This is a genomic window from Paraburkholderia sp. J69-1, assembly GCF_905220255.1.
Lineage (GTDB): Bacteria > Pseudomonadota > Gammaproteobacteria > Burkholderiales > Burkholderiaceae > Paraburkholderia.
Map to the genome: position 1 here is coordinate 223,951 of NZ_CAJMZG010000006.1, position 25,631 is coordinate 249,581.

Sequence of the window (25,631 nt, forward strand, 5' to 3'; positions counted from 1 at the left end):
ACCATAAGGATGACAACGCCGCCGGCCTATCGCGCGATGGCGTCGGCCATTTCGTCGATCAACTGGCGCTGGAATGCCGCGAAGCGTGCGCTCGGCTGCTGCAGGATCGCCAGTTCGAGCATCGGGTCTTCCACTTTGGTACGCACATCCGCGAGGGTTTCCACGATCGCATGGCCGCAGAACGGCACGTAGGCTTCCGAGTAACCGCCTTCGTGCACGATCACGAGCCGGCCGCCGCAATGGCGCTCGGCAGCGTCGCGCACGAGTTGCGTCATCGCGCGATAGCTTTCGCTATGCAACAGCATGCGCGCGAGCGGATCGACGGCGCTCGCGTCCAGCCCGCTCGCCACCACGATCAGTTCCGGTTTGAAGCGTTCGAGTGCAGGCAGCACGATGCGCTCGAAGGCGTAGAGATAAGCGTCGTGGCCACCGCCCGGCAACAGCGGAATATTGATGTTCGCGCCTTCTCCGCGCCCTGCGCCGCGCTCATCCGCACCGCTATAGCCCGGCGGAAAACAGCCTTCCTGATGCAGCGAAATCGTCAGCGTGTTGGGATCGTCGTAATAGATCGATTGCGTGCCGTTGCCGTGATGCACATCCCAGTCGATCACCGCAACGCGCTCGACCGCGTGCTTCGCGCGCGCCGCTTCGATCGCAACCGGAATATTCGCGAGCAGGCAGAAGCCCATCGGCTTGTCGCGCAGGCAGTGATGGCCCGGCGGGCGAGAGAGCGAGAACGCGTTCGCGGCGCGGCCTGCGAGTACCGTATCGACAGCGCTCATCGCAAGGCCCGCCGACAGCGCCGCGATCTCGTAGCTGCCTTTACCGAACGGCGCGAGTTCGCCCAGATCGCCGCCGTTCGCATCGCTCGCCGCCTTGAAGCGTTCGAGGTAATCGCGCGGATGGATTCGCAGCAGGTCGTCGTCGCTCGCGGCGGGCGCGCCTTGCATGTCGAGCGAAGCCGCCAGCCCCGACGCCTGGATCAGCGCCAGCAGCCGGCGTTTCGATTCCGGCGACTCCGCGTAACCGCTCGCAGAAGGTGGCTGCACCCAGCCGCCGACGGGAAAGAACAGCGCGTGCGTGCCGCCCGTGTGCCAGAAAGTGCGTTCATCGGTGAAGAAGGCCGTTTTGCTCATGAGGTTCTCTTGCTCGTAGTGGTTCGTGTTGCGTTTGCAGGTTTAACCCTGAAAATCCAGTGTGAAAATCAATCGCGCTCGACGCGCAGCAGGCAGAGACAGGACACGACGCAGATCGCCGCCGCCCCCGCGAACAGCGCGCCCAGCGAAGCGCCCGCATCGAGCAGCACGCCCGCGATCAGCGGTCCCGCCGCGAGCCCCGCGCCAATCACGAAGTTCAGCGAGGCCACCAGCCGCCCCGTGCGGTCATGCTTCGCGGCAGCGGCCAGGATGAAGGGCAGCACAAAGGTCCATGCGAATTTGAAGGCGAACACCGCCGCCATATAGCCCGCCGTGCCCGGCTGCGTGGCCAGTCCCGCGAGCGAGACGGCGAGGATCGCGTAGCCCGCCAGCAGCATTGCGAAGCGCGCCAGGCGCCCGCCGATCAGCGACGCACTGCCCGCGCCGATAATCCCCATCACGCTCGCCACGGCGAGCACTTCGCCCGTATGCGCGGCGTCGAATCCCGCCAGCGCAGCCGCCTTGCTCGCAAAGGTCCAGACGCCGCCGATCGCCACGTAAAACGCCAGCACGCCGCCGATCACCAGCGCCGCGTTCAGCGCCGCACGCGCGGTAGTCGACGCATCGGCGCCAGCAGCCGCACCGGCGGCGCGCTTTGCGCGGCCCAGTTCAGGATCGAAGCCCCGCACCAGCGGCGCGGCGCACAACCCCAGCACGCCGAGCACGGCATACAGCGCGCGCAATCCATAGCCTTCGAATACGTGCGGCAGCAGGAACAGCCCCACCGCGCCCGCCACCAGTTGGCCGACGACCCAGAGGCCATAGACGCGGTCGCGGTTTGCGCTGGTCGCCGCGTTCGTCATGCACAACACCATCAACGTGCCGCCGCCCAGCGCGGTGATCGTGCGCAGCGCGAGCAAACCGGCGAAGCCCGGCATGACGAATGCGGTCGCGAAGTTGCCCACGCAGAACACGGCCGTGGCGATGGCGGCAACGCGCCGCGCATCCACTCGCCCGAGCCACAGCAGCGAAGGCAGCGTCGCGCAACTGAACGCGCCCAGTTCGACAAAGAAATACGTACCGATCTGCGAAGCGGATAGCCCGAGTTGCACGGCCAGTTGCGCGGCAACCGCAGGCGCAACCAGCAACAGCAAGGGCGTGATCGCCGCGAATACGACTAGCGAAAGCAGCGTCGAAGCCGCGAATTCGCGCGGTGCGGATTGCGCGGCTGCAAAGGACGGAGCGGGATTTTTCATGGAGTGAGAGTTCCGGTTAGCGAACAGGTCGATCAGAACGTGTGGGACATGCCGGCCATCGCGCCGAACTGCGAGACACCGGCCACCGGCAGCGTGTCGTACTCGTAGACGGGCTGCGTGCTGCCGCTCGTGTTGTGCGAGTAGCCCAGATTCACGTAGGCAAAAGTCCGCTTGGAGAGCGCGTAGGTGCCGCTCGCGATATAAAGCGTGGGATGGCCGACGCTCGGCGTATTCGAAAACGTGTGATAAATACCCGCCGCGAAGCCGATGGCCGGATCGAGCCGATAACGCGCACCGCCCCATGCGACGGTCTTCGCCGGTTCGAGCGAGCCGGTCTGGCGTTCCGCGCCGCCGTATAGCGAAAGCCTGTCGATGTCCCAATGCGCGGCCAGCACGCCCACCACGCGTTGTTCGGCGGAGGTATCGGCGGTCGATGAAGCCGCACCGTACGACTGGTGAATCACCGCGCTCACGCCAAAGCCGTTGCCCGCGTACTGCGCGCCTGCTTCCAGCACGCGGCCCGAACGCGAGTTGCCGGCGACGCCGCCCGTCGCGGCCAGCGCTTCGCCGCTGAAACCGGCGATATCGGGGCTTTGGTATTTGATGGCGTTGTCGATGAAATTCGCGGCAAGCGGCACGAGCACGCCCTGCCCGCTATACGACGCGTAAAGCAGCGGATCGTAGAAGACCGTGCGATCGAACAGCACGCTGAACTGACGGCCCATCGTCACCGTGCCGAAACCGCCTTTGAGCCCCACCCAGGCGCCGCGAAAGAAAGCGAGGCCCGGCACCGTGGCCGATCCATCGTTGAGATTCAGCCCTTGTTCGAGGCGGAAAATCGCCTGCATGCCGCCGCCCAGATCCTCCGTGCCGGTGATGCCGATCTGCGAAGGCAGCACGCCGTAGTTCTGCAGATTGACGGCGCTGTGTGCGCCGTCCGCGTGCGTGCGGTACTGAATGCCGGCATCGAGAATGCCGTAAAGCGTGACGCTCGATTGCGCGTGCGCCGCGCCACCTGCGGCAAGCGCCATCGCGGTTAGCGGTGCCAGGCGAATGCACGCTTCGATGCGCGAGCGCCTGCGCGGGTGCCTCAATCCATTCCATCGTTTCATCGACCGACTCTCCAAACCGTACGACGTTGTTGTCATTGACCACGTGCCCGGTAGCGTCGAGGCCCCGGGTCTGCGTGCAGTGTCGGTAGCAGGAAAAGTCGTGAACAGACGTTCAAGTGAACGCTGCGGAAAACCCTGATGCGCTCGCCAGCGCCCGTGCAGACTGGCGCGATGCCGGTTTCGTGCGGGTGCAGCACGCATGGCGTTGTGGCTGGCCCCGTTCAATTGCAGGGGGTGAAGACGCACTTCACAACGCTGTCCGCCGAAAATCGGCGGCACGTATAATCGGCTGCAAAATCGTGGCTTCACAATCGAAGAGGAGGAGCGCTTGACACGCAACGCAGACCGGCACGCGCCCTTCGCGAACGCCCCGGACATGCCCGCCGCGATCGCCATCGACACCTACGCGCACAACGCGCCAGCCGTGCGTAGCGCCGATTTCGAAGGCCCGTTTTGCGGCGACGGCACCGCCGAGCGCGACCTGAGCGTGTTGCTGCTCGATCTCTACGCGCTGGCGAATCAAACCGGCATCGGCGAATTCGAAAACGGTTTTTTCCGGCTGCTGCGCGGGCTGCTCGCTTTCGACGCGGGCTGGACCGGCGTGACCACGCACACGACCGGCGGCCCGGTCATGCACAACAGTTTTACGTGGGGTCTGCCCGATTCGTTCTTCCCGGAATGGATCAAGGTGCGCGACTGCGATCCGCTCGCGCTGGGCACGCGCGGTGTTTATGGCCGCGCGATGGCGATTTCCATCGTCGACCCCGACGTGCCGCCGCGCTTTCGCAACTGGGCCGTCAAACACGGGCTCGCGCAGTTGATGGTAGTGACGGCGCTCGATCATCGCTTCGGACTCACAACTTTTCTTTCGGTGTATCGGCGTGCGCTCGACAAGCCCTTCAGCGCCGACGACGCACACAAGGTCGGCAACGTGATTGCGCATCTCGCGGCGGCGCTCACGATCAATCGCTCGTTCCAGCTCACGCGCGAGCGCGGCGCGACGCCCAGCGTCTCGCCTGCGCGTGCGATCTGCGATTCGTTCGGCACCGTGCATCAAGCCGATAAAGCCTTCGAGACGACCCTGCGCCACGACTGGCCGCTCTATGCCAACCAGACCTTGCCGCAGCCGTTGATCGACTGGCTGCACGGCGGCGGCGCGCATCCATACACGGGCGAGCGCATCACCGTGCATTGCGTGCCGACGGCGGGCCTCTTTCAACTGGAAGCGCGCACGCGCTCGGAACTCGACCGCCTGAGCCCGCGCGAACTCGTCGCCATCCAGCACTACGGCGACGGCCTCTCGCACAAGGAAGTCGCGCAACGCATGGGTATTTCGCCGACCACCGTCCGGCACTATCTGCGCTGCGCCTATCGCAAGCTCGGCATGCACGACAAGAGCGAGATTCCGCGCCTGCTGGCTGCGCTCAGCCAGCAGGAAGCGCTGAAGCCGTAACGGCGTCAGCGCCTCGCACACACCCTAGAAGCGATGCGCCATGCCCGCCGTCACTACCAGTTGCCTGCGCGTGCTGGACGGCAAGACGCCGTAAATCTGCGCCTGTGCGTGCCGCCCCTGCTGCCCGACGCCAAGCAGATACAACGTCGTGCGCTTCGAAAGCTGATACTGCGTGCCAAGATTGAGCTGATCCCAACCCGGCTCCGCACCCGCCGTGCCCTCGCCCGAATACTGCCCATTCGTGCGGATATACGCCACGCCCGCGAGCCACGTGGGCGTCATCTGCCAGGTGACGCTGGCCTCGTAGTTGTCGAGCGTGAGCCCGGTGGCGTCCAGATAGCGATACTGGGTCTTCGAATACAGTCCCGCGAGCGTCACAGTGCCGACATGCCACGACGCGCCCGCCAGCCAGATGCGCTGCCGCTGCACGCCCGCGCCGCCCGCCATGCTGTTGCTGAAGGTATTCGAATAGTCATCGAAAATACCCGCGCCCGGCGCACCCAGCGCGCCTGCAGGCTGCGTATCGGGCCGGTCGGCCTGCACGAAGCCGACGCCTAGCGAGACCGGCCCCTGGGTCCAGCCGGCCCCTGCCGCGATCAGTCGATTGCCGGTGAAATCGCCGGGCTGATTGCTGAATCCATAAGTCGCGCCAAAGCTGAAACCGGCGAAAGTCGGGCTGGCGTACTTGACGGTATTGCTGACCTTGAAGGTCGCGTTGGTGTTATCGGCATCGCCCACATGCGCGCCGATGTAACCGGCCCAGGTTTCGTTGGTCGCAAAGCCCGATACGAAATCGATAGTCGAATCCCACTGCCGCCCGAGCGTGAGCGTGCCGTAGCCGTCGTTCGCCAGCCCCACATACGAGACGTTGAACGCGCGGCCAGGACCGTGCCCGTTGTCGATATTGAACGGACTCATCAGGCGGAACACGGCGCGGGTGCCGCCGCCCAGATCCTCCCGGCCGGTCAGAATCCAGCGCGACGAAGAAAGCTGCCCGCTCGCCGTGGTCCATTGCGCGTGACCGCCCGCGTTGTTGGCGTAGAGCAAACCCGTATCGAGAATGCCGCCCAGCGTGACGCTGCTCTGCGCATGCGCCGCGCCTGTGCCGAAACAGCAGCAGATGCCCAGCGAACCGGCGAGCGCCGTCCTCACGGTCAGAAAACGTGATTTCACGAAAGGATCTCCAGATGATTGGACTACTAATTAGTTATGAAGAATCTTGCTGCGAGAGGGAAAGCACGCGGCGGCTGCGGGCAAAGCCTGTTGCCGCCGCGTTTTTTTGATCGGACACTTACGAGGCGGGCAGCCTCGACACCGTGCGAAAGCCGATATGATTCGTGCCCATCGTCAGATCCTGCGCGTGCCGCGCGCTGGGGCGATAGCGTTTGCAATAGATCGGCGAACAGAGAAACGAGCCACCCTTGATGGTGCCGAACTGTGTGCCACGCGCCCGTGCAACCAGCGCATCTTCCAGATCGACGGCAGGCGCCGGGGGCGGTTCGGCCGCCTGTTGCGCATGGGTCTGTTGCCACGGGTCCTTCACCCATTGCCAGACATTGCCGACCATGTCGTAAAGCCCATAGCCGTTCGCTGGAAAGCAGCCTACCGGCGAAGTCGAGACAAAGCCGTCCTTGTCCGTGTTCTGGAAAGGGAACGCACCTTGCCAGGTATTCGCCATCGCTTTCGAGCGCAATGCGAAGGTGTCGCCCCAGGGATAGACGCCGTGCTTGCCGCCATGCGCTGCGTACTCGTATTCGGCTTCGGTGGGCAGATCGCGGCCGAGCCACTTCGCGTAGGCCTGTGCGTCTTCATAGGCGATCTGCACCACCGGATGATTATCGAGGCCTTCGATCGAGCTATCCGGGCCGTCCGGGTGCCGCCAGTCCGCGCCGGGCAGGTAGTGCCACCATTGCATCGCGCCCACCAGCAGATCCTTCGGCGGCAGGAACACGGTGGAGCCGGGCCGCGTCATCGCCGCCGGCACGCCGGGATAGCGCGCCGGATCGAGGCCGCGTTCGGCGAGCGTGCGATAACCGGTCGCCGCCACGAAGCGCGCGAACTGGGCGTTCGTCACGTCGTAACGGTCGATCATGAAGGCGCCCACTTTCACGGACCGCGCGGGCGCCTCCTCGGGATAATCGCTGTCCGAACCCATCACAAAGGTGCCCGCCGGCACCTTCACCTGATCCGCCGCTGCGCCTGCGGGCGGCAGACCGCCGAACGCCCGGCAAGCTTTCACGGTGCCGAGTGAGGGTGCTGGCGCGACAGGCACGCTGGCCTGCGCGCGCTGTGCCCCAGCGACACCGCCCGCCACCGCGGCCCAGACCAGCGCGACGCCCAGCAGCGGCAGCGCGACCGGCGCGCCGCGTTTGCCCCACCAGGCCCGCGTGTTTGCCTTGCTGTGGCGCGCCATATCAGTAGTCCGCGCGCGGATAGGACGTATCGCGCCCGGTCTCCACGACGTTGTTCTGCTGGACGTATTGCGACCATTCGGTCAGCAGTTCTTCGACCACTTCGGGACGTTTCGCGGATAGATTATGCAATTCGCCGCGATCGTGCGCGAGGTCGTAAAGCTGCCAATGTCCCTTGCCGTTGTCGTATGAATAGACGAGCTTCCAGTTGCCTTTGCGCAGCGCATTGCGGCCCATCAGTTCCATGCCGTAGACGTAATCGGCCACATGCACGCGCTTGCGCTCGCCCGTGAGCCAGGGCTTCATCGACATGCCCTGCATCGGCAGCACGGTCTGACCATGGAATTCAATACCCGGCTGACGAATGCCCGCAAAATCCAGAATCGTGGGCGTGAAATCCTTCACGGTCAGCATCTGCTCGGCTTTGCCCGGCTGGATATGACCGGGATACGAAATGAACGACGGCGAACGAATGCCGCCCTCATTCGTATAAGCCTTGAACAGACGAAATGGTTGCGCGCTCACCTGTCCCCACGCCGGACCTTCGAACACGAACGAATCGGGGCGGCCGATATTGTCGAGCGCGTTATTGAAGTCGTGCGCGATCCATTGTGCGTTGCCGCTGTCCTTATCCCATTCGTTGCCTTCGGGGCCGTTGTCCGAGAGGAACACGATCAGCGTGTTGTCGTACTGGCCGCTCGCTTTCAGATAGTCGATCAAACGTCCCACATTGCGATCGAGTTCGCTCACCATCGCCGCATAGGCTTGCATCGTGCGCGCCGAACGGGCCTTCTCCTGATCGCTCAGCGCATTCCACGCTTTCGTGCCTTGCGGCAGCGGTGCGGGCTTCGTATCGGCGGGCACGAGGCCAAGACGCTTCATCTTGTCGATGCGGCGTTGCGCGATCACGTCGTAACCCACGTCGTACTGGCCATGGAAACGGCGCAGCGCGTCGTCGGGCGCCTGCAGCGGCAAATGTGCCGCCGTATAGGCCGCATACGCGAAGAACGGCCGCCCGTCGCGCGACTTGTCGCCCAGATATTCAATCAGTTTGTCGGTGTAAGTGCGCGACGAATAGAAGTCCTCGGGCAAATCGATTTTCTTGCCGTCTTCGCGGTAAGTCGGTTCCGGCGAATCGGAGGTAATGCGCATTTCCTTCTGCCGGAAATGCGCCGCGCCGCCGTTCATGAGCGCGTAGGAACGCATGAAGCCGCGCTGGTCGGGCCGCATGCCGTCGCTGGCGCCCAGATGCCACTTGCCCGCCATCACGGTCCAGTAACCGCCGTCTTTCATGACTTCGGGCAGCGCAGCCACGCGATGATTGAGCCCGCCTTCATAACCGGGATGATTGACCTCCTCGGGCGTGAGATGCGGCGTGATCATCTCCGCCATATTGCCGACGCCCGCGAGGTGATTGTCGATGCCCGAGAGCAGCATCGAACGCGTGGGCGAGCAGGTAGGCGCGACGTACAGGGTGTCGAGCAAACGGCCCTGCGCGACGAGCGCGTCGAGATTCGGAGTGGGAATCTCACTGCCGAATGCGCCGAGGTCCGAGCGGCCCAGGTCGTCGGCGACAATCAGCAGGACATTGGGACGCGTGGCACCGCCCGCATTTGTCTGAGCGAACGACGGCGCAGCGAGCGTGGCGGCAAATGAAGCCGCAAATAAAGAGGCGAGAAGAGCAGCGAGAGGCGCGCGACCGCGCTGTGCGGCGGCCGGGTCGAGTCGAAAACCCAAGGTTATCTCCGTTATCGTGGTTATGTAGCGAGAACATCTGATTCGCACGTCTACGATAAGGAGCCAATAAGGCCACGCAGTATCACAAATCGGCAAACCGTCCCGCGGCAAGGTGAATACCCGGCACCGCGCGTTTGCACAAGCGGGTTTTCCCTTGCATGCGCGAGGCGCATGCATCGCTCGCGCACACGCATACGCGTTTCATGCCCGGCGACCGGCACCAGAATCAAAACACGCAGAGCAAAATGTGGACGACCGTGCGCTGCGATTGCATCATGTCCGCTATTTCCATTCCAGCGGCTTCGCACCATGCGCATCACGCCACTTCCTCCCCTGCAGTGCCTCGTCGCCTTCGAAGCCGCCGTGCGTCATGCGAGCTTCACGCGCGCCGCCGCCGAACTGCATCTCACGCAAAGCGCCATCAGCCGCCAGATCCAGCAACTCGAGGAATTTCTCGGCCGCTCGCTCTTCGTGCGCGAGCATCGCGCGCTGCGTCTGACCATTGCAGGCGAGCACTACGCCGCCCAGGTGCAGCGCCTGCTCACGCAATGCGCCGAAGCCACCTTCGACGTGATGAAGCAACACGCCGCACTGGAGTTGACCGTCGCGTGTTCGTCGGGCGTCGCCGTGCTCTGGCTCACGCCGCGCCTGCCGCTCTTTCGCGCGGCCTTCCCCGATATCCAGTTGCGTCTGGTCGTACGCGACGGCCTTGCCTCGATGTCGCCCGCAGAGTTCGACGTCGGCGTCTATTACGTGCGGCATCAGGCAAGCGCCGACTACACGGCGCGGCGGCTGTTCGAAGAAGAAGTGTTTCCGGTCTGCTCGCCCGCCTATCTGGCGGGCCGCACGTTGAAGCCCGCCGATCTGCCAGGCGAAACGCTGCTGCTACTCGAAGACGGCCAGCGCCAATGGATGTCCTGGCCCGAATGGCTCGCCGCCAACGGCGTGAATTTGCCGAAAGCGCCGCGCGCGCAGCATGGCATCACCATCAATCATTATCCCCAACTCGTGCAGATGGCGATCCTCGGTCAGGGCGTCGCGCTCGGCTGGCGCCACATGATCGACGCATGCCTCGCCGAAGGTCTGCTCGTGCGCGTGACGCAAGCCAGCGCCAGCCACGGCGGCGGCTACTACGTGATTTCGCCCAACGATCGTGCCCAGAGTCAGGCCGCGCGCCTCTTTACGCGCTGGCTGTTCGAGCAGGCGGAGGCGCAACGCAGCGCGTGAAAAAGCACTAAGCTCGCGATGCATGCGCGCCACGCATGCAAGCATGCGAATTTATCGTTTCAGAAAAAAATGCCGATTTCTCTATGCTGGAGACATGCGGGGTACATCCCGCCTTCCACAAGAGGAGGAGGCCATGCAAGGAACGCTTTCACCGCGCGCAGCGGGTTCTGTCCGGAGCGCCGCGCAGCAGCGCCGCCGCGCCATCGTCGCGACCGTGCTTGGCAACGGCCTCGAATGGTTCGATTTCACTGTCTACAGTTTCTTCGCGGTCACCATCGCGAAGCTGTTTTTCCCCAGCGGCAGCGAGCTGACTTCCGTGCTGATGGCCGTGGCCACGTTCGGCGTCGGCTTTTTCATGCGGCCGGTGGGCGGCATCGTGCTGGGCGTCTACGCCGACAAGGCGGGCCGCAAGGCAGCGCTCTCGCTCACGATTCTGCTGATGGCGCTCGGCACCGCGCTGATCGGCTTCGCACCCACCTACGAGCAGGCCGGTATCGCCGCGCCGCTCCTGATCGTCATGGCGCGTCTGCTGCAAGGTTTTTCAGCAGGCGGCGAAATGGGCGGCGCCACCGCCTTTCTCACCGAATATGCCCCGCCCGGACAGCGCGCCTGGTACTCGAGCTGGATTCAATCAAGCATCGGCTTCGCGGTACTGCTGGGCGCCGCCACCGGCACCTTCGTCACCACCACGCTCAGCCCGGAAGCCCTGCATAGCTGGGGCTGGCGCGTGCCCTTCCTGCTCGGCATTGTGGTCGGCCCCGTGGGCTACTTTATCCGCAGTCAGATGGACGAAACTCCGGCGTTCAGTGCCGTCGAAGAACAGGCGCGAGAAAACTCGCCGCTCAAGGAAGTGCTCTCGCATTACCCGCGCGAAACCTTTGCGAGTTTTTCGATGGTGATTCTCTGGACGGTCTGCACCTACGTGCTGCTGTTCTATATGCCGATGTATTCGGTGCGTACGCTGCATCTGCCACAGGCGACGGGTTTCGCCTCGGGCATGATGGGCGGCTTCATGATCCTGTGCTGCTCGCCCCTCGTCGGCAAGCTCGCCGACCGGTTTGGCCGCCGCGTGTTTCTCTCCGGTGCCGCGCTCGCGATTCTCGTGCTGGCATGGCCCATGTTCGCGTGGATCAACCACACGCCCGGCCTCGCTTCGCTGCTGACTTTCCAGGCCGTGTTCGGCGTGCTGATCGCCATTTACACGGGGCCGATTCTCGCCGCGCTCGCCGAACTGTTCCCCACCCGCGTGTTGTCCACCGGCCTCTCGGTGGCCTACAACTTCGCGGTGACGATCTTCGGCGGCTTCGCGCCCTTCCTCATCACCTGGCTGATCGCCCGCACGGGCAGCAATATGGCGCCCGCGCTCTACGTGATCGCCGCGGCAGCCATTAGCCTGGTCGGCACGCGCTTTGTCAAAAGCGCCTGACGCGATCCAGAACCCGATATCAAGGATTCCCCACATGACTGCAACCATCCTCAAAGGCGGCAACGTACTCGACCTCGAACGCGGCGTGCTGCTCGAACATCATCATGTCGTGATCGAAGACGGGATGATTGTCGAAGTCAGCGACCGGCCCATCGATCTCCCGAACGCGCATAGTGTGGACGTGCGCGGCAAAACCGTCATGCCGGGTCTGATCGATTGCCACGTTCACGTGCTGGCCTCCAACGCCAATCTGGGCAGCAACGCCGCACAGCCCAATATTCTCGCCGCCATTCGCGCATTGCCGATTCTCGACGCCATGCTCGCGCGCGGCTTTACGAGCGTGCGTGACGCGGGCGGCGCAGACTGGGCACTCATGCAGGCAGTCGAAACCGGTCTCGTGCCGGGCCCGCGAATTTTCCCGTCTGGCAAGGCGCTTTCGCAGACGGGCGGCCACGGCGACTTCCGCCCGCGTGGCGATCTGCTCGAACCCTGTTCGTGCTGCTTCCGCACCGGCGCGATCGCACGCGTGGTTGACGGCGTGGACGCCGTGCGGCTCGCCGTACGCGAGGAAATCCAGAAAGGCGCCACGCAGATCAAGATCATGGCGTCGGGCGGCGTAGCATCGCCCACCGACCCCATCGCCAATACGCAGTATTCGGAAGCGGAAATTCGCGCCATCGTCGAAGAAGCCCAGGCCGCCAATACCTATGTGATGGCGCATGCGTATACGGGCCGCGCCATCGCGCGCGCCGTGCGTTGCGGGGTTCGCACGATCGAACACGGCAATCTCGTCGATGAAGACGCCGCGCGCGTGATGCATGAATTCGGCGCCTTCGTCGTGCCCACACTCGTCACGTATGACGCGCTGGCGAAGCATGGCGCGCAGTTCGGCCTGCCGCCCGAATCGGTCGCCAAAGTGGCCGCGGTCCAGCAGGCGGGCCGCGAATCGCTCGAACTCTATGCGAAGGCAGGCGTGCCGATGGGCTTCGGTTCGGACTTGCTCGGCGAAATGCACGCGTTCCAGTGCGGCGAATTCCGCATTCGCGCGGAGGTGCTGGGTAACCTGGAAGCGTTGAGATCGGCCACGACAGTCGCGGCGGAAATCGTCGATATGAAGGGCAAGCTCGGCATGATCGCGGCGGGCGCCGTCGCCGATATTCTCGTGCTCGACGGCAACCCGCTCGCCGATATCAACGTTATCGCCGGCGAAGGCGAGCATGTCGCCTATGTGCTCCAGCGCGGCAAGATTGTGAAGGAGCGCTGAAACAAGGCCTCAAGTGCGCGTCTCGGCCGGTTCGTTGCGTACCGGTTGGTTGCGTACCGCTTCGCCCAGCACACACGACGACACCCGGTTGCGCCCGCTGGCCTTCGCAATCAGCAGTTGCGCGTCGGCGGCCTGCAATACTTGCTCGGCGCCGCCCGCCACGTTTTCCAGGCTCGCGGTGCCGGTCGCACAACCCACGCTGACCGTGACCGCACCCACATCGCTCTTCGCATGCGCGATGCGCAAGCCTTCCACTGCATGACGGATACGCTCGGCGAGCCCTGCGGCTTCTTCCGCGCCCACATCAGGCAGCACCACCGCGAACTCCTCGCCGCCGTAGCGCGCCGCCATATCCTGCGCGCGACTCACCTGCGCACCGATGCATTGCTCTACGTTGCGCAGCACATCGTCGCCAACCGCGTGCCCGTATTCGTCGTTGAACAGCTTGAATTTATCGATGTCGATAAACAGTATGGATAACTGACGGTTTTTTCGGCTCGCCCGGCGCCATTCTTCGTCGAGCCGGATATCCAGCGCGCGGCGATTGCTCAGTCCCGTGAGGCCGTCAGTCATCGACATCTCGCGTAGCCTGGTCAACGCCTTGTAGCGCGAGCGCAGCGCACTTTCCAGCGCCATCGATCCCACAGCCAGCGTGAGCGCAAAACCCGAGGCCAGCAGTCCTTGCCACCACGCCTGATGCCGCCAGACGCGCAATGTTCGATACGTCGAAGGCGCCACCACCACCGCAAGCGGCGCACTATCCACACGTGCACTACAGCATTTCACGCCAGCGAGATCGATGCGTTCGCCGCGAATTTCGTGCAGAGCCAGCGACAGATTCTCATTAGGGCGCTGGGCGTCGACCAGCACGACGCCATCGTTGCGCACCACATGCACGGCCTCGACATCGCGCGACTCGAAGCCGCCAATGAAGCGCTGCAGATTGTCGAGCCTCACGATCAGCACCGCAACGCCATCGAATACGCCACCCGGCCCTTCGATACGACGCGCCAAGGCGATTGAACGCCGCCCGTCGCGAATGCGCGAATCCAGAGGTTCCGAAACATAAAGACCGTGAGACGTGCCACGCGCGAAGGCCTGAAAATAATCACGGTCGCTGAGATTGACCCTGGCCGCCGATGGATTTTCGAACGGCCCTTCTACCGTGCCATCCGCATCGATGATAAAAGCATCGTCGAGCAATTCATGCGACACCGCCCGCCCAAAGCGAATACGTTTCGCGAACATTGTCGGAGATAGGCGGAGCAGCGGCGTTGCGCGGCGCAGACGCCATATCGTCGAGCAGCGCGCTGTAGATATTCATATTGGCGTTCAGACCGCTCGCCACCACGGACGCCACGCTCTGCGCACGCTCGTGAGCGCGCTCGATACGGCCCGCGCGGTCGGCGGTCAACCACGCCGTTGTGCCCGCAAGCACAACAACGGCGCATAACACACCGGCGACGGAGATGAGATTGGGGTAGGCATCGAGCGTTGCCAACAGATGGCGCGACCAACGCCGCAATATGCGGCCCACATAAGAGAATGGCGTAATGACATTTCGGGTGGGCATCTAATTTCTCCTTATGCTCTCCGCCGATTATGAACGGACGCCGCGCTTCGGGATATCACAGAATCGCGATACTCGTGTAAAGAAATTGCTACACTCGATTTAGGCTTTTGCATTCGATACATGTCAGGAAACCTAATGAGTACGAGCGTCGTTATCGCGCAAGGACAGACCGTGACGCGCCAGGCCGTGCGCCTGCTGGTCGAGCGCGCGGGCTATCGCGTACTCGCCGAAGCAGCGGATGGTTTCAGCGCCGTGCAGCGCGTGTTGCAACAGCGCCCCGATATCGCGATCCTTGGATTGCAGATGCGCCGTCTTTCCGGGCTCGAAGCGATACGGCGCATTCACGCTGAATTGCCCTCTACACGCATCGTCGTGCTGTCCGCGCTCGACAGCGCGCATTCGATGAGCGTATGCGCCCAGGCGGGCGCCACGGCCTTCGTCAGCATGTCCGGCGAGCTATCCGAACTCACTGCTGCGCTCGACGCCGTGAGACGCGGGCGTAGCTGGTTTCCCGTCACGGCCGATGGACTTGCGCCAGCGCCCGGCGCGACAACATCCGAAGCGGCGCAACTCGAAGCGCTTTCGGCGCGCGAACGGCTCGTGCTGTCCTATCTCGTGAAGGGCGAACGCCTGCGCTACATCGCCGCCGAACTCTCGTTGAGCGAAAGCACAGTCAGCACGTATAAGCGGCGTCTGCTGCAAAAACTCAATGCGACCTCGGTGGTCGAACTCGCGGAAATCGTGCGGCGTAGCGAAGCGGATACGTCCGCACACGATCAACCTGCCATCGCCGCCGATCGGAACCTCGCGCGCCTCATCGTCGACGCATTGCCTTTTCATGTGACCGTGCGCGACGGCACCGGGCGCGTGCTATTTCTGAATCGCTATGGCCACGAGGCGCTGGGTACGCGCGCGCAATGGATCGCGGGCACCGACTTTATCGAGCACGCGAAATTGTTGGGCGTATCTGCGGATCAGGCGAGCGAGCTTCAGCGCGCATTCAGCGACGCCGTGCGCAACGGTGTGCCTTATCGCAGCGAGATCATGGTCGATGGTGCGAACAGAATCGTCGCGGCCTTGCATTGGGGCGCACCGTTGCGCGACGGCAATGCGAATGACACGATGCTGTGCGGCAGCATCAACATCACGGAACAGGAAGAGGCCTTCGTTGCGCTGCGCGAGAAGCTAGCAGATGCCGAGCGCGAAGCAAGGCAAAAAGACGGCCTGCTCCAGCATTTCGTGCAGACGCTTGCGCCCGACGTCGAACGCCTGGGCGCGTTGATCGCCAATCAAAATTCGCACGCGCCAACAAGCTCAATCACCGATGCCACAAATGCGGTCATGGCATCGCTGCGCACGACTTTGAATCGCTACGCGCTGCTCGCGCGCATCGAGGAGGATGGTTCTGCGCGCATGCTCGAACGCTGCGCGCCCGCCGATATCGTGCGCGCCGCCATCGAGGAGGCACGCACGCGCCATCCGCAGGCACAGATCGATCTGGATATCGCCGCGCCACGTTCCGCCGCACGCGCGGCGCTCATCGACAGACCGGCGTTTGACGATCTGCTCGGGCTGATGATCGATGCAGCGCTGGGCGCAGCGCCCGTCATGCGACTCGTGAGCATAGCGTTGCAGACATCGGCACGCTCGCGCGGTCTGCTCGATCTGCAACTCGTCGTGCAAGCTGTGCCGCCCGGCAGTAGGGAGGCGATGCGTACCACGCGCGCTACGACGCGCACACGCGACGACTGGCTCTTGCCCGCTTGCAGAAGGATTGCGGAGAAAATCGACGCATCGCTCGAAAGCGTCGATGACGGCCCGCGCTGCCGCATGGTGCTGAAAATGCACTTGCAACGCACACAGGACGACATCGGCGGATAACGTATCACTCCATCGATACCGCTTCGGACGCCGGCTTGGCGCGCTGCAACAACTCCACGAGCCGCTGCGCGAGCGGCGACACATAACTGCCCGCCCGCGTAATCGCCCCCACTCTGCGGCCCAGTTCCAGTTCGGCGGAGTCGACGTTGAGGCGCAAGATGCCGCGCTTCGCATTCGCGGACACATTGCCCGCAATGCAGAGCATGCGCGAGCCGCGCATCAGTTCCAGCAGGGCCGGCACCGCGAAGTCCGTTTCCACACGCAAGGCCGGTTCGGGCAGCCCCTGGCGGCGGAATGCATCGTTGAGCTGTCGTCGCAGCGGCACATTCATGCCGGGCAGCAACCAGTGCTCGCCCGCCAAGTCGCGCAACTTCAGGCGCGTCTTGCGCTGCAACGGATGCGATTCATCGGCCATCACGTACAGGCGGTCGTCGAATAGCGACACCGTGGCGAACTCTCCACCCACCTCGGGCGGCTCCGGCGCGACCGCCATATCGAGTTCGCCTGCACTCATCAGCGCGAACAGATCGCTGGCGAGGCGGCGGCGCAAACGCAGCCGCGCGGCCGGACGCTCGTTCATCAACTGGCGGCAGGCGCGTAGCACGATCGAATCCGGCACCGTCGGCGAATAGCCCACGCGCAGAATACCCTGCTCCCCTGTCTGGATCGCGCGCAATTCCTTGAGTGCATCTTCGTACTCGAGCGCGATGCGGCGTGCGCGCTCGACGAACACCGTACCGCCCGGCGTGAGCGCCACGCCGTTCGGGCTGCGGTGAAACAGCGCGAGGCCCACTTCGTTCTCGATCCGCTTGATCGCCTTGGTCAGCGCCGGCTGACTCATGCCCAGCGCCTCTGCTGCCTTGCCGATTCCTCCGCAACGTTGGACCTCCAGTAGATAGTCCAGATCGCGTGTCTCCATGGCATTCCCTTTGGTTATGGGTTTATAGCCACCACTTCATTGCGGTGATGACCGACATATTACACACTGGGCCGACATTCATTGGAGACCTGAATGAGCTTTCCGTATTTTCTGCGGCGCGCGGCCGCCTATTGGGGCGACGTGCCCGCCGTGATCCATCGCGATCGTCCGCTCAGCTACCGTCAACTCGAAGCGCGCTCGAACCAGCTTGCACACGCGCTACTGGCACTCGGGTTGCAGCGCGGCGACCGCGTGGCCGTGCAATCGCGCAACTGCACCGAACTCGTCGAAATCGAATCTGCGCTCTATAAGGCGGGGCTCGTCAAGGCCGCACTCAATCCGCGTTTCACTGCGGCGGAAGCCACCGACGTCGCTGGCAACTGCACGCCGCGCCTACTGATCGCGGGACGTGGCTACGCCGGTTATACGCGCGAAACGCCGGGTTTTGAGAGCGTGGAGGCGTTTATCGCCATCGGCGGTGCCGAGGGTTATCTCGACTATGAATCGTTGCTCGCGCAATCTTCTTCACAGCCGCTCGATATCATCAGCGCCGCGGACGACCTCGCCGTGCTTCACTTTTCATCGGGGTCGACGGGAAAGATCAAGGCCGCAATGCAAAGCTATGGCAACCGTATGGCTTCGCTGCGCAAGCTGCTGATGGGCATGGATGCCCAGCCGCGCCCCGGCGACCGCCTCGCGCTGGTTGGGCCGATCACACACGCCTCCGGCATGCTCATGCAGCCCTTCCTCTACGGCGGCGCGACGCTCGTGCTGTTCGACAAATTCGAGCCCGAAGCCTTTCTCGCCGATCTCGAACGTTTAAAGGTCACGCACGTGTTCATGGTGCCGACCATGATCAACATGCTGCTCAACGAACCGGCACTCGCCCGTACCGATCTGCGCGCACTGAAATCGCTCTCTTACGGCGCAGCGCCGATGGCGCCCGCGCGCATCGAAGAAGCGTGGGCGCGCTTCGGCCCGATTCTTTCGCAAGGCTATGGCGCGAGCGAATCGACATCCGGCGTCACCCGCCTTTCGATGGCCGACCACGCCCACGCAATCGCCGCGCGCCCCGAACGTCTCGCGTCATGCGGGCGACCGATGGGCGAGACCGAAGTCCGCGTGATTGGCGAAAACGGCCAGCCGCTCGCTGCCGGCGAAGTGGGCGAAATCGCCATCCGCGGCGACGATGTCTTCAAGGGCTACTGGAACGCACCGGAACTCAGCGCCGAAGTCCTCGTGAACGGCTGGCTGCTGACCGGCGATCTCGCGCGCACCGACGAAGAAGGCTATCTCTATCTGGTCGATCGCAAGAAGGACATGATCATTTCGGGCGGCTTCAACGTCTATCCGACCGAAGTGGAAGCCGTGCTGTACCAGCATCCCGATGTGCTCGAAGCCTGTGTATTCAGCGTGCCGGACGAGCGCTGGGGCGAAGGCGTGAAGGCCGCTATCGTGCTCAAGCCGCAACGCGCTACGAGCGCCGACGATCTGGTCGCCCATTGCCGCACGCTGCTGGCCGATTACAAGTTGCCGCGCTCGATCAGTTTCGTAGGCGAGTTGCCGCGCAACGCAAGCGGCAAAATCGCCCGCAAGATCGTGCGCGAACAATACTGGGCCGGTTCCGATCGCCGCGTGAATTAACTATTATTACGGATACCGCATCATGTTCGACTACGTAACCGATCCCGTTTTCGACGCCACACGCGAAAACATCCGCCGCTTCGTTGCCGAAGAACTCGCACCGATGGAGCGTGAACTCGGCCTCGATTCCGAAAGCGTCTGGCCGCGCGAGGTGCTGCGGCGCGTCTGGAAGCGCTCGGCGGAACTGGGCTTCTATTCCGCCTGCCTGCCCGCACAACTGGGCGGCAAGGGATTTTCGGTGCTTCAGCAATGCGCGCTCAAAGCCGACCTTGCCGCAAGCGGTTGTTCACTCGCCATCCACGTATTGGGCGATCTGGGCGGTCCGCCGCGCGTGGGCAATATGCTCAAGTACGCGACGCCCGATCAATTGCAGCGCTACTTTATGCCGGTGATTCGCGGCGAACGATCGACCTGTTTCGCGCTGACCGAACCGCACTCGGGTTCGGACGCGCAAAGCATCAGCACCACGGCCACTGAAGATGGCGACGATCTGATCATCAGCGGTCACAAGCATTACATCAGCGGCGCGCCGTTCGCGGACTTCGCCATCGTCATGTGCGTGACCGACGCCACAGCCACGCCGCCTGCAATTAGCGCGGTACTGGTCGATCTCGATCTGCCAGGCGTCACGGTCGAGCAGGAATACGTGCCAATGTCGGGCCAGCATATCGACGCGGACATCCGCTTCGACAAGGTGCGCGTGCCGCGCGCGAATCTGTTCGGCGGCGCGGGCAATGGCTTCAAACTGGGCATGTCGCGCATCAACGTGAACCGCCTGCTGCACTGCCCGACGATGCTGGGTCTCGCAAATTCGGTGTACGAAGCGTCGCTCGATTACGCGCGTAGCCGCCGTCAGTTCGGCGGACCCATTGCGCGTTTTCAGGCGATCCAGCACATGCTCGCCGATATGGCTGCTACGTTGTGGGCCTGCGAAAGCATGATCGCGCAGACCGCCGCGCTCGCTGACGCAGGCGGCGATCTGCGCATGAAAGCCGCAGCATGCAAGGTCTTCGTTTCGGAGCGCTGTTTCGAAGTGGCCGATAAAGCCGTGCAGATTCACGGCAATGTGGGCGTGACGCGCCATCATCCGGTGGAACAGGCCTTCCGCAAACTGCGCATGTTCCGCATTTTCACGGGCACCAGCGAGATTCAGCGCAACACCATCGCGCGCGCCATTCTCGAACCAACTGCCGCGTAGACACACAACTCGCCCACTGAAAAATCACGCGCAATAGACGCACAAAAAGACTGGAGACAAGGATGTCCGCAAACGGCAGCGATTACCGGCCCGCGCGCGCGTGGTCGATCGCCATCATGCTCGCATTGATGATGATGGTGAATTTCCTCGACAAAATCGTATTCGGCATGGTTTCCGTGCCGATGATGCACGACCTCGGCCTGACACCGACGCAGTTCGGCCTGATCGGCGGCAGCCTCAACTGGCTGTTTGCGATCTCGGCCGTAGTGGGCGGCGTGCTTTCGGATCGCATCGCCACGCGCGTGATTCTGCTGCTGATGGCGCTGTCGTGGTCGCTGCTGCAATTGCCGATGCTGTTCGCCAGTTCGATGACGGTGATCCTGCTGCTGCGTGTGCTTCTGGGCGCGGGCGAAGGCCCCGCCTCGCCGGTCTCGTTGCACGCGCTCTACAAATGGTTTCCCGACGAAAAACGCGGCCTGCCCGCCGCCGTGCTTTATCAGGGCAGCGCGCTTGGGCTTTTCATCGCCGGTCTTGTGATTCCGCTGATCACTGCTCGATGGGGCTGGCGCGCGAACTTTGCGGTGCTCGCCGTGCTCGGCTTTGTGTGGTGCGTGTGCTGGCTGGCGTTCGGCAGCGAAGGACCGCTCGATCCCTTGCGACGCCCTTCGATCGAACAACAGGCGCAACGCGTACGCTGGCGCGTGCTGTTGACGGACCGCACTATCGTCGGCAACTTCTGCGGCCATTTTGCGGCGAACTGGGTGCTCGCCACTTCGCTCACGTGGATGCCGCATTATCTGCAGGCAGGGCTCGGTTATAGCGCCAGCACGTCGGGCCGTCTGTTCGCGCTGTTCGTGGCGATCACCACGCCGATGGGCCTCGGCCTCGCCTGGCTATCGCAACAGATGCTCTGTGCGGGCATGCCTTCACGCCGCGCGCGGGGCCTTTTTATCGCCGTTGCACTGGGCATCGCTGGCCTGCTGCGTATGGCGGTGTTCGTGCCTGCCCTTGGTTCGTTCGAGAAAGTCCTGCTGCTCACGCTGAGCAGCGGCCTCACGCTGGCGATGTATTCGGTCGGCCCCGCGATGCTCAGCGAAGTCGCGCCCGCAGGCCAACGTGGCGCGATTCTCGCCTTGAGCAACGCGATTGGGTCGCTCGCGGGCCTGAGCGCCCCGCTGCTGACCGGCGTGCTGATCCAGCGCGCGTACGGCAATACCGCTATCGGCTTCGAGCAATCGTGCGTGCTGTGCGGCTTCGTGCTGATCGCTTGCGCTGGATTGTGTGCGCGCTGGCTCGATCCGAAACGTTCGCGCGCCGCCTTGCAAGCGATGCGCGCGCCGGAACTCGCCGCTTCGCACACCACGCACTAAACCTCATTTTCTGGCATCGACCGTTCCATGCACGACATCCTTCCTTTTCAGCGCGCCACGCAGCCAACTATCGACGCTCAACGCGCCGCGCAACTGAGTTTGCCCACCGACGATCCGCTCGATATCGAAGAAGCGCAACGCGGCTTTATCGGCACGATTCCCGAGGCGGAAATTCGCGATGCCTATGGTCGTCTCGTCTGGAGCATGGCCGATTACGCTTTCCTCGATGACGAAACTTCACCGCCAACTGCGCATCCAGCGCTCTGGCGCCAGGCGCGCCTCAATCGCCTGCACGGGCTCTTTGCCGTCACGGAGCGCATCTATCAGGTGCGTGGCTTCGACCTGTCGAACATGACGCTGATCGAAGGCGATCACGGGCTGATCATCATCGATCCGCTCACCTGCCGCGAAACCGCCCATGCTGCGCTCGAACTCTATTACGCGCACCGTCCCCATCGGCCGGTTGTCGCCGTGCTCTACAGTCATAGCCACACGGATCACTTCGGCGGCGTAAAAGGCGTGATCGACGAAGCGCGTGTACGCGCAGGCGAATGCGCGATCATCGCGCCGGAAGGCTTCATGGAAGAAGCCGTGTCCGAGAACGTGCTGGCCGGCACCGCGATGGAGCGGCGCTCGCAATTCCAGTTCGGACAGACGCTCGCGCGCAGCGCGTGCTGCCAGATCGACGCGGGGCTGGGCAAGACCATGCCGAACGGCACCGTTACGCTGATCGAACCCACACAATTGATTCGTGAGGAAACCGAAACACATTGTATCGATGGTGTAGAGATTGTCTTTCAGTTGACGCCAGACAGCGAAGCGCCAGCCGAAATGCACTTTTTCTTTCCGCAATTGCGTGCCCTGAATGTCGCCGAAAACGGCACGCGCACGCTGCACAATCTTTGCCCGTTGCGCGGCGCACAAGTGCGCAACGCCAAACTGTGGTCGCACTATCTGAATCAGGCCATCGAGCGCTACGCCGGCGCAGCCGATGTGGTGTTCGCGCAGCACCATTGGCCGACGTGGGGCACACAGCGCCTGACGACCTTTCTCGAACAACAGCGCGATCTCTACAAATATCTGCACGACCAGACCTTGCGTCTGATGAATCGCGGCTGGACCGCAGCCGAGATTGCCGAAACACTCACCCTGCCCGATGCGCTGGCCGCTCAATGGCATACGCGCGGCTATTACGGCACGGTCTCGCATAACGTCAAGGCAATCTATCAACGCTATCTGAGTTGGTACGACGGCAATCCGGCCCATCTGCATGCCTTGCCCGATAACCTTTCCGCGCCACGCTACGTCGACTATATGGGCGGCGCAGAGGCCATACTCGAGCGGGCGCACCGCGACTTCGCGCGCGGCGAGTATCGCTGGGTTGCCGAGATCATGAACCGGCTCGTGTTCGCTCGACCGGAGTTGCGCGCCGCGCGCGAACTGGGCGCGGCGGCACTCGAACAAATGGGCTTTCAGGCCGAATCGGCGACATGGCGCAACGCCTATTTGCTAGGCGCACGCGAGCTGCGCGAAGGGCCCGGAGCGCAGGCAGGGCACGTCATGCGCAGTCAGGACCTCGTGCGCTCGCTCAGCGATGGCGCGTTCTTCGACTATCTCGCCGTGATGGTGGACGGCGGCAAAGCGCAGGCGCTCGATATCCGCATGAGCTGGCATTTCACCGATCGCGGCGCGCAATACGCGCTCTATCTGAAGCACGGCGCACTGAGCTGGTCGACGACGCCGCATCGCAACGGCCACGATCTGGGCGTCGCGATGACGCGAGCCACGCTCGATCGCATCCTGCTGGGCGAAACCCAGTTTGGCGCGGCCGTGGCCGAAGGCCAGATCGTGCTCGAAGGCGCGAAGGCTTTGTTCGGCGCGTTTCTCAAGACGCTGGAAAAGCCGGATGGCCGCTTCAACGTGGTCGAACCGTAACGGCTCGCAGCCATTGGGGTCGTTGCGGACATGCTCGCGAGGAATGTCTATATGCCAGTCGCTTGATTGCGCGCCCGGAAGCGCTCCGACACACTGAATATCGGTGACACGTCATTAGTCATCCATATCAATTAAAAATGAAGTACGGAGACATATGAAAAAGCTTCTACTCGTCGCCGTGGCTGGCGCGATCCTTCCTGGCATGGCCTGCGCGCAATCGAGCGTCACGCTCTATGGGTATCTGGGCGGCGGCGTGCGCTGGACCAACGGTCTCAAAGGCGGCAGTTCGGTCGCGTTCAATAACAATATTCTTGCGGGCAATCGCTTTGGCATTTCCGGCGAGGAAGATCTGGGCGGTGGCATCAAAGCGATCTTCAAGCTCGAAAATGCCTTCAATAGCGGCACCGGCGCGCTGAAGAATGCTGGCGTGCTGTTTTCGCAGGCGGCCTATGTTGGCTTCAATGGCGAATATGGGCGGCTCACGTTCGGGCGTCAGGTCAGTTCGAACGAGTACTTTTCCATTCTGATCGATCCGCTCAATGGGCAGGGGCAAACGCTGGCCGTCGCGCCCAATGCACTCTATTACTTTAACTATTTCACCTACGATACGCGCATCAATAACACCATCAGTTATCTCGGGCGCGTGGGCGGTCTGCGCTATGGCGCGAGTTATTCGCCCGGTGGCGTGGCCGGCAATGCGCGCGCGGGCACCAATGTCTCCTTCATGACCTTGTATCAATGGAGCGGCGGGCTCGCGGGCTTTGGCTATCAGAAGCAATGGAATGCCGCGGCTACGCAGTGGGCCGAAACCTTCCAGGGCGGCGGCTCGCTTGTGTTCGGCCCGGCGCGCGTCTTTCTCAGCTACGCGGATCTCAATGTGAGCGCCAGCGCAGCCGGTGCGCCCAATCGCCACGACCAGATGCCGGGCGTGGGCATCGTGTATCTGCCTACGCCGGCCATTCAATTGACCGCCGCGCTCTACTACGACCGCGCGACCCATCTGGCAAACGCGAAACAGGGCGACGGGCACAAACTAACGACTTATGCCGTCGCCGAGTACTATCTCTCCAAGCGCACCGAAATCTACGCAGAGGCCGATTTCAACGGCCTATCCGGCGCTTATCGCTCCGATGCCTTGAATATCGCCGCGCTCGGCATTCGTTCCGGCACTTACTCGACGACTGGGTTTTCGATCGGTTTCATGTCGCGTTTTTAAGGGCAAACGGGGCGCGGCGCACGACCGGCTACAGACTTTACACGTTGTTACCCGCGCGTAGCGGACGGCCGCAGCGGCATTCCTTATACTCCGCCGCATCCGCTACCGACAAGCGACCCGTCGCGCCAATTACGCGCGCAGCGCCGCTCAAAACACCGTGATGCCCATGCTCTCTACCCGTTCCGCCCTGACTGCCGCGCTGGTCGCTGCTACCGCTGTTTCGCTGTCCGCCTGCGTGGCACCCGGCTATGCACCGGGATATGCTTCGGGCTATTCGTCATATGGTTCGCAGCAGGGCTATCAGGGCCCGGCCGCAGCGCCGGTCTACGCGCAGCCCGCTACCGTGCAGCAGCCGGTCTACGCACCGCCGCCCGCTCCCGCACAGCCCTACGATACGCAAACCAACGGCCAGTACAGCGGACAATACAACGCGCCGCAGTACAACAATCAATACAGCACGCAGTACGGCACGATTGCCGCGATCCGCCCGGTTACGAGCGCGACGAGCGCTTCGGGTGTCGGCGGAACCGTGGTCGGCGCGCTGGTTGGCGGCGTGCTCGGCAACCAGATCGGACGCGGCCACGGCCGCGATGCTGCAACGGTGATCGGCGCACTCGGCGGCGCCTACGCAGGCAACCAGATCGGCCAGCAGATGGGCGGCCCGGCCGGTTATCGCATCGACGTGCAGATGAGCGACGGTTCCTCGCGCTCCTTCGACGTGCCGACGCCCGGCGATCTGCATCCCGGTGATCGCGTTCAGGTCAACGGCAGCCAGTTGGCGCGCTATTGATAGCACCGCGCTGAAAAATCATCAGTCATGCTGATTATTCGCGCGAAAAAAGCGGCGGCGCCAGAAGCGCACGCCGCTTTTTA

General features: G+C 63.3%; 20 protein-coding genes. 11 read left to right on the plus strand and 9 right to left on the minus strand.

Annotated elements, in window-relative coordinates:
* Window positions 1-26: 26 nt before the first annotated feature.
* From U5A67_RS13145 to U5A67_RS13155, 3 genes are all read right to left on the minus strand, one after another.
* Window positions 27-1,136: a class II histone deacetylase gene (locus U5A67_RS13145; protein ID WP_321814812.1), complete on the minus strand. Its 1,110-nt coding sequence runs from the start codon at window positions 1,134-1,136 to the stop codon at window positions 27-29.
* Window positions 1,137-1,204: 68 nt separating this feature from the next.
* Window positions 1,205-2,392, minus strand: coding sequence for an MFS transporter (locus U5A67_RS13150; protein WP_321814811.1), 1,188 nt, complete (start codon window positions 2,390-2,392; stop codon window positions 1,205-1,207).
* A gap of 32 nt (window positions 2,393-2,424) precedes the next feature.
* Window positions 2,425-3,504 (minus strand): porin, encoded by a 1,080-nt coding sequence (locus U5A67_RS13155; protein WP_415767823.1) that lies wholly within the window; start codon window positions 3,502-3,504, stop codon window positions 2,425-2,427.
* 376 nt (window positions 3,505-3,880) lie between these two features.
* Here U5A67_RS13155 and U5A67_RS13160 point away from each other — a divergent pair, with 376 nt between their 5' ends.
* A complete protein-coding gene (locus U5A67_RS13160; RefSeq protein WP_415767828.1) occupies window positions 3,881-4,957 on the plus strand; it encodes a response regulator transcription factor in 1,077 nt (358 codons plus the stop codon).
* A gap of 24 nt (window positions 4,958-4,981) precedes the next feature.
* Here the strand turns inward: U5A67_RS13160 and U5A67_RS13165 are convergent, their stop codons facing one another.
* From U5A67_RS13165 to U5A67_RS13175, 3 genes are all read right to left on the minus strand, one after another.
* Complete coding sequence (locus U5A67_RS13165) at window positions 4,982-6,130, minus strand: porin (protein WP_321814809.1); 1,149 nt, start codon at window positions 6,128-6,130, stop codon at window positions 4,982-4,984.
* 118 nt (window positions 6,131-6,248) lie between these two features.
* A complete protein-coding gene (locus tag U5A67_RS13170) occupies window positions 6,249-7,370 on the minus strand; it encodes a formylglycine-generating enzyme family protein (RefSeq protein ID WP_321814808.1) in 1,122 nt (373 codons plus the stop codon).
* A 1-nt stretch (window position 7,371) separates the two neighbouring features.
* Entirely contained in the window at window positions 7,372-9,105 is a 1,734-nt protein-coding gene (locus U5A67_RS13175) for an arylsulfatase (protein WP_321814807.1), read from the minus strand.
* Window positions 9,106-9,414: 309 nt separating this feature from the next.
* Between U5A67_RS13175 and U5A67_RS13180 the strand changes: the two genes are divergently transcribed.
* From U5A67_RS13180 to U5A67_RS13190, 3 genes are all read left to right on the plus strand, one after another.
* Window positions 9,415-10,332, plus strand: a complete 918-nt coding sequence (locus tag U5A67_RS13180; protein ID WP_321814806.1) for a LysR substrate-binding domain-containing protein — start codon at window positions 9,415-9,417, stop codon at window positions 10,330-10,332.
* A 133-nt stretch (window positions 10,333-10,465) separates the two neighbouring features.
* Window positions 10,466-11,758: an MFS transporter gene (locus U5A67_RS13185; protein ID WP_321814805.1), complete on the plus strand. Its 1,293-nt coding sequence runs from the start codon at window positions 10,466-10,468 to the stop codon at window positions 11,756-11,758.
* A 34-nt stretch (window positions 11,759-11,792) separates the two neighbouring features.
* Entirely contained in the window at window positions 11,793-13,022 is a 1,230-nt protein-coding gene (locus U5A67_RS13190; RefSeq protein WP_321814804.1) for an amidohydrolase family protein, read from the plus strand.
* A 9-nt stretch (window positions 13,023-13,031) separates the two neighbouring features.
* Here U5A67_RS13190 and U5A67_RS13195 read toward each other — a convergent pair whose 3' ends face one another.
* Together U5A67_RS13195 and U5A67_RS13200 are read right to left on the minus strand one after the other, a co-directional pair.
* Complete coding sequence (locus U5A67_RS13195; protein WP_321814803.1) at window positions 13,032-14,036, minus strand: diguanylate cyclase; 1,005 nt, start codon at window positions 14,034-14,036, stop codon at window positions 13,032-13,034.
* 190 nt (window positions 14,037-14,226) lie between these two features.
* The gene (locus tag U5A67_RS13200; protein ID WP_321814802.1) at window positions 14,227-14,595 is read right to left on the minus strand and encodes a hypothetical protein; all 369 of its coding nucleotides are present in this window, start codon (window positions 14,593-14,595) and stop codon (window positions 14,227-14,229) included.
* Between the two features lie 135 nt (window positions 14,596-14,730).
* Here U5A67_RS13200 and U5A67_RS13205 point away from each other — a divergent pair, with 135 nt between their 5' ends.
* A complete protein-coding gene (locus tag U5A67_RS13205; RefSeq protein ID WP_321814801.1) occupies window positions 14,731-16,476 on the plus strand; it encodes a response regulator transcription factor in 1,746 nt (581 codons plus the stop codon).
* A 4-nt stretch (window positions 16,477-16,480) separates the two neighbouring features.
* Here the strand turns inward: U5A67_RS13205 and U5A67_RS13210 are convergent, their stop codons facing one another.
* Window positions 16,481-17,395: a LysR family transcriptional regulator gene (locus U5A67_RS13210; protein ID WP_205986698.1), complete on the minus strand. Its 915-nt coding sequence runs from the start codon at window positions 17,393-17,395 to the stop codon at window positions 16,481-16,483.
* Between the two features lie 93 nt (window positions 17,396-17,488).
* Between U5A67_RS13210 and U5A67_RS13215 the strand changes: the two genes are divergently transcribed.
* The 6 genes from U5A67_RS13215 (at window position 17,489) to U5A67_RS13240 (ending at window position 25,548) form a co-directional block, all read left to right on the plus strand.
* The gene (locus U5A67_RS13215) at window positions 17,489-19,039 is read left to right on the plus strand and encodes an AMP-binding protein (protein WP_321814800.1); all 1,551 of its coding nucleotides are present in this window, start codon (window positions 17,489-17,491) and stop codon (window positions 19,037-19,039) included.
* Window positions 19,040-19,061: 22 nt separating this feature from the next.
* Window positions 19,062-20,237, plus strand: a complete 1,176-nt coding sequence (locus U5A67_RS13220; protein WP_321814799.1) for an acyl-CoA dehydrogenase family protein — start codon at window positions 19,062-19,064, stop codon at window positions 20,235-20,237.
* A 62-nt stretch (window positions 20,238-20,299) separates the two neighbouring features.
* A complete protein-coding gene (locus U5A67_RS13225) occupies window positions 20,300-21,607 on the plus strand; it encodes an MFS transporter (RefSeq protein WP_321814798.1) in 1,308 nt (435 codons plus the stop codon).
* A 27-nt stretch (window positions 21,608-21,634) separates the two neighbouring features.
* Window positions 21,635-23,542, plus strand: coding sequence for an alkyl/aryl-sulfatase (locus U5A67_RS13230; protein ID WP_321814797.1), 1,908 nt, complete (start codon window positions 21,635-21,637; stop codon window positions 23,540-23,542).
* Between the two features lie 154 nt (window positions 23,543-23,696).
* Window positions 23,697-24,758, plus strand: coding sequence for a porin (locus U5A67_RS13235; RefSeq protein WP_321814796.1), 1,062 nt, complete (start codon window positions 23,697-23,699; stop codon window positions 24,756-24,758).
* A gap of 157 nt (window positions 24,759-24,915) precedes the next feature.
* Entirely contained in the window at window positions 24,916-25,548 is a 633-nt protein-coding gene (locus tag U5A67_RS13240) for a glycine zipper 2TM domain-containing protein (RefSeq protein ID WP_321814795.1), read from the plus strand.
* Window positions 25,549-25,631: the final 83 nt, after the last annotated feature.

Bases quoted from the DNA above. Each gene is read 5' to 3' on its own strand.
- U5A67_RS13155 (WP_415767823.1), bottom strand. From the start codon at position 3,504: ATGAAACGATGGAATGGATTGAGGCACCCGCGCAGGCGCTCGCGCATC.
- U5A67_RS13185 (WP_321814805.1), top strand. From the start codon at position 10,466: ATGCAAGGAACGCTTTCACCGCGCGCAGCGGGTTCTGTCCGGAGCGCC.
- U5A67_RS13150 (WP_321814811.1), bottom strand. From the start codon at position 2,392: ATGAAAAATCCCGCTCCGTCCTTTGCAGCCGCGCAATCCGCACCGCGC.
- U5A67_RS13200 (WP_321814802.1), bottom strand. From the start codon at position 14,595: ATGCCCACCCGAAATGTCATTACGCCATTCTCTTATGTGGGCCGCATA.
- U5A67_RS13210 (WP_205986698.1), bottom strand. From the start codon at position 17,395: ATGGAGACACGCGATCTGGACTATCTACTGGAGGTCCAACGTTGCGGA.
- U5A67_RS13205 (WP_321814801.1), top strand. From the start codon at position 14,731: ATGAGTACGAGCGTCGTTATCGCGCAAGGACAGACCGTGACGCGCCAG.
- U5A67_RS13145 (WP_321814812.1), bottom strand. From the start codon at position 1,136: ATGAGCAAAACGGCCTTCTTCACCGATGAACGCACTTTCTGGCACACG.
- U5A67_RS13220 (WP_321814799.1), top strand. From the start codon at position 19,062: ATGTTCGACTACGTAACCGATCCCGTTTTCGACGCCACACGCGAAAAC.
- U5A67_RS13235 (WP_321814796.1), top strand. From the start codon at position 23,697: ATGAAAAAGCTTCTACTCGTCGCCGTGGCTGGCGCGATCCTTCCTGGC.
- U5A67_RS13190 (WP_321814804.1), top strand. From the start codon at position 11,793: ATGACTGCAACCATCCTCAAAGGCGGCAACGTACTCGACCTCGAACGC.
- U5A67_RS13215 (WP_321814800.1), top strand. From the start codon at position 17,489: ATGAGCTTTCCGTATTTTCTGCGGCGCGCGGCCGCCTATTGGGGCGAC.
- U5A67_RS13180 (WP_321814806.1), top strand. From the start codon at position 9,415: ATGCGCATCACGCCACTTCCTCCCCTGCAGTGCCTCGTCGCCTTCGAA.
- U5A67_RS13225 (WP_321814798.1), top strand. From the start codon at position 20,300: ATGTCCGCAAACGGCAGCGATTACCGGCCCGCGCGCGCGTGGTCGATC.
- U5A67_RS13170 (WP_321814808.1), bottom strand. From the start codon at position 7,370: ATGGCGCGCCACAGCAAGGCAAACACGCGGGCCTGGTGGGGCAAACGC.
- U5A67_RS13230 (WP_321814797.1), top strand. From the start codon at position 21,635: ATGCACGACATCCTTCCTTTTCAGCGCGCCACGCAGCCAACTATCGAC.
- U5A67_RS13160 (WP_415767828.1), top strand. From the start codon at position 3,881: ATGCCCGCCGCGATCGCCATCGACACCTACGCGCACAACGCGCCAGCC.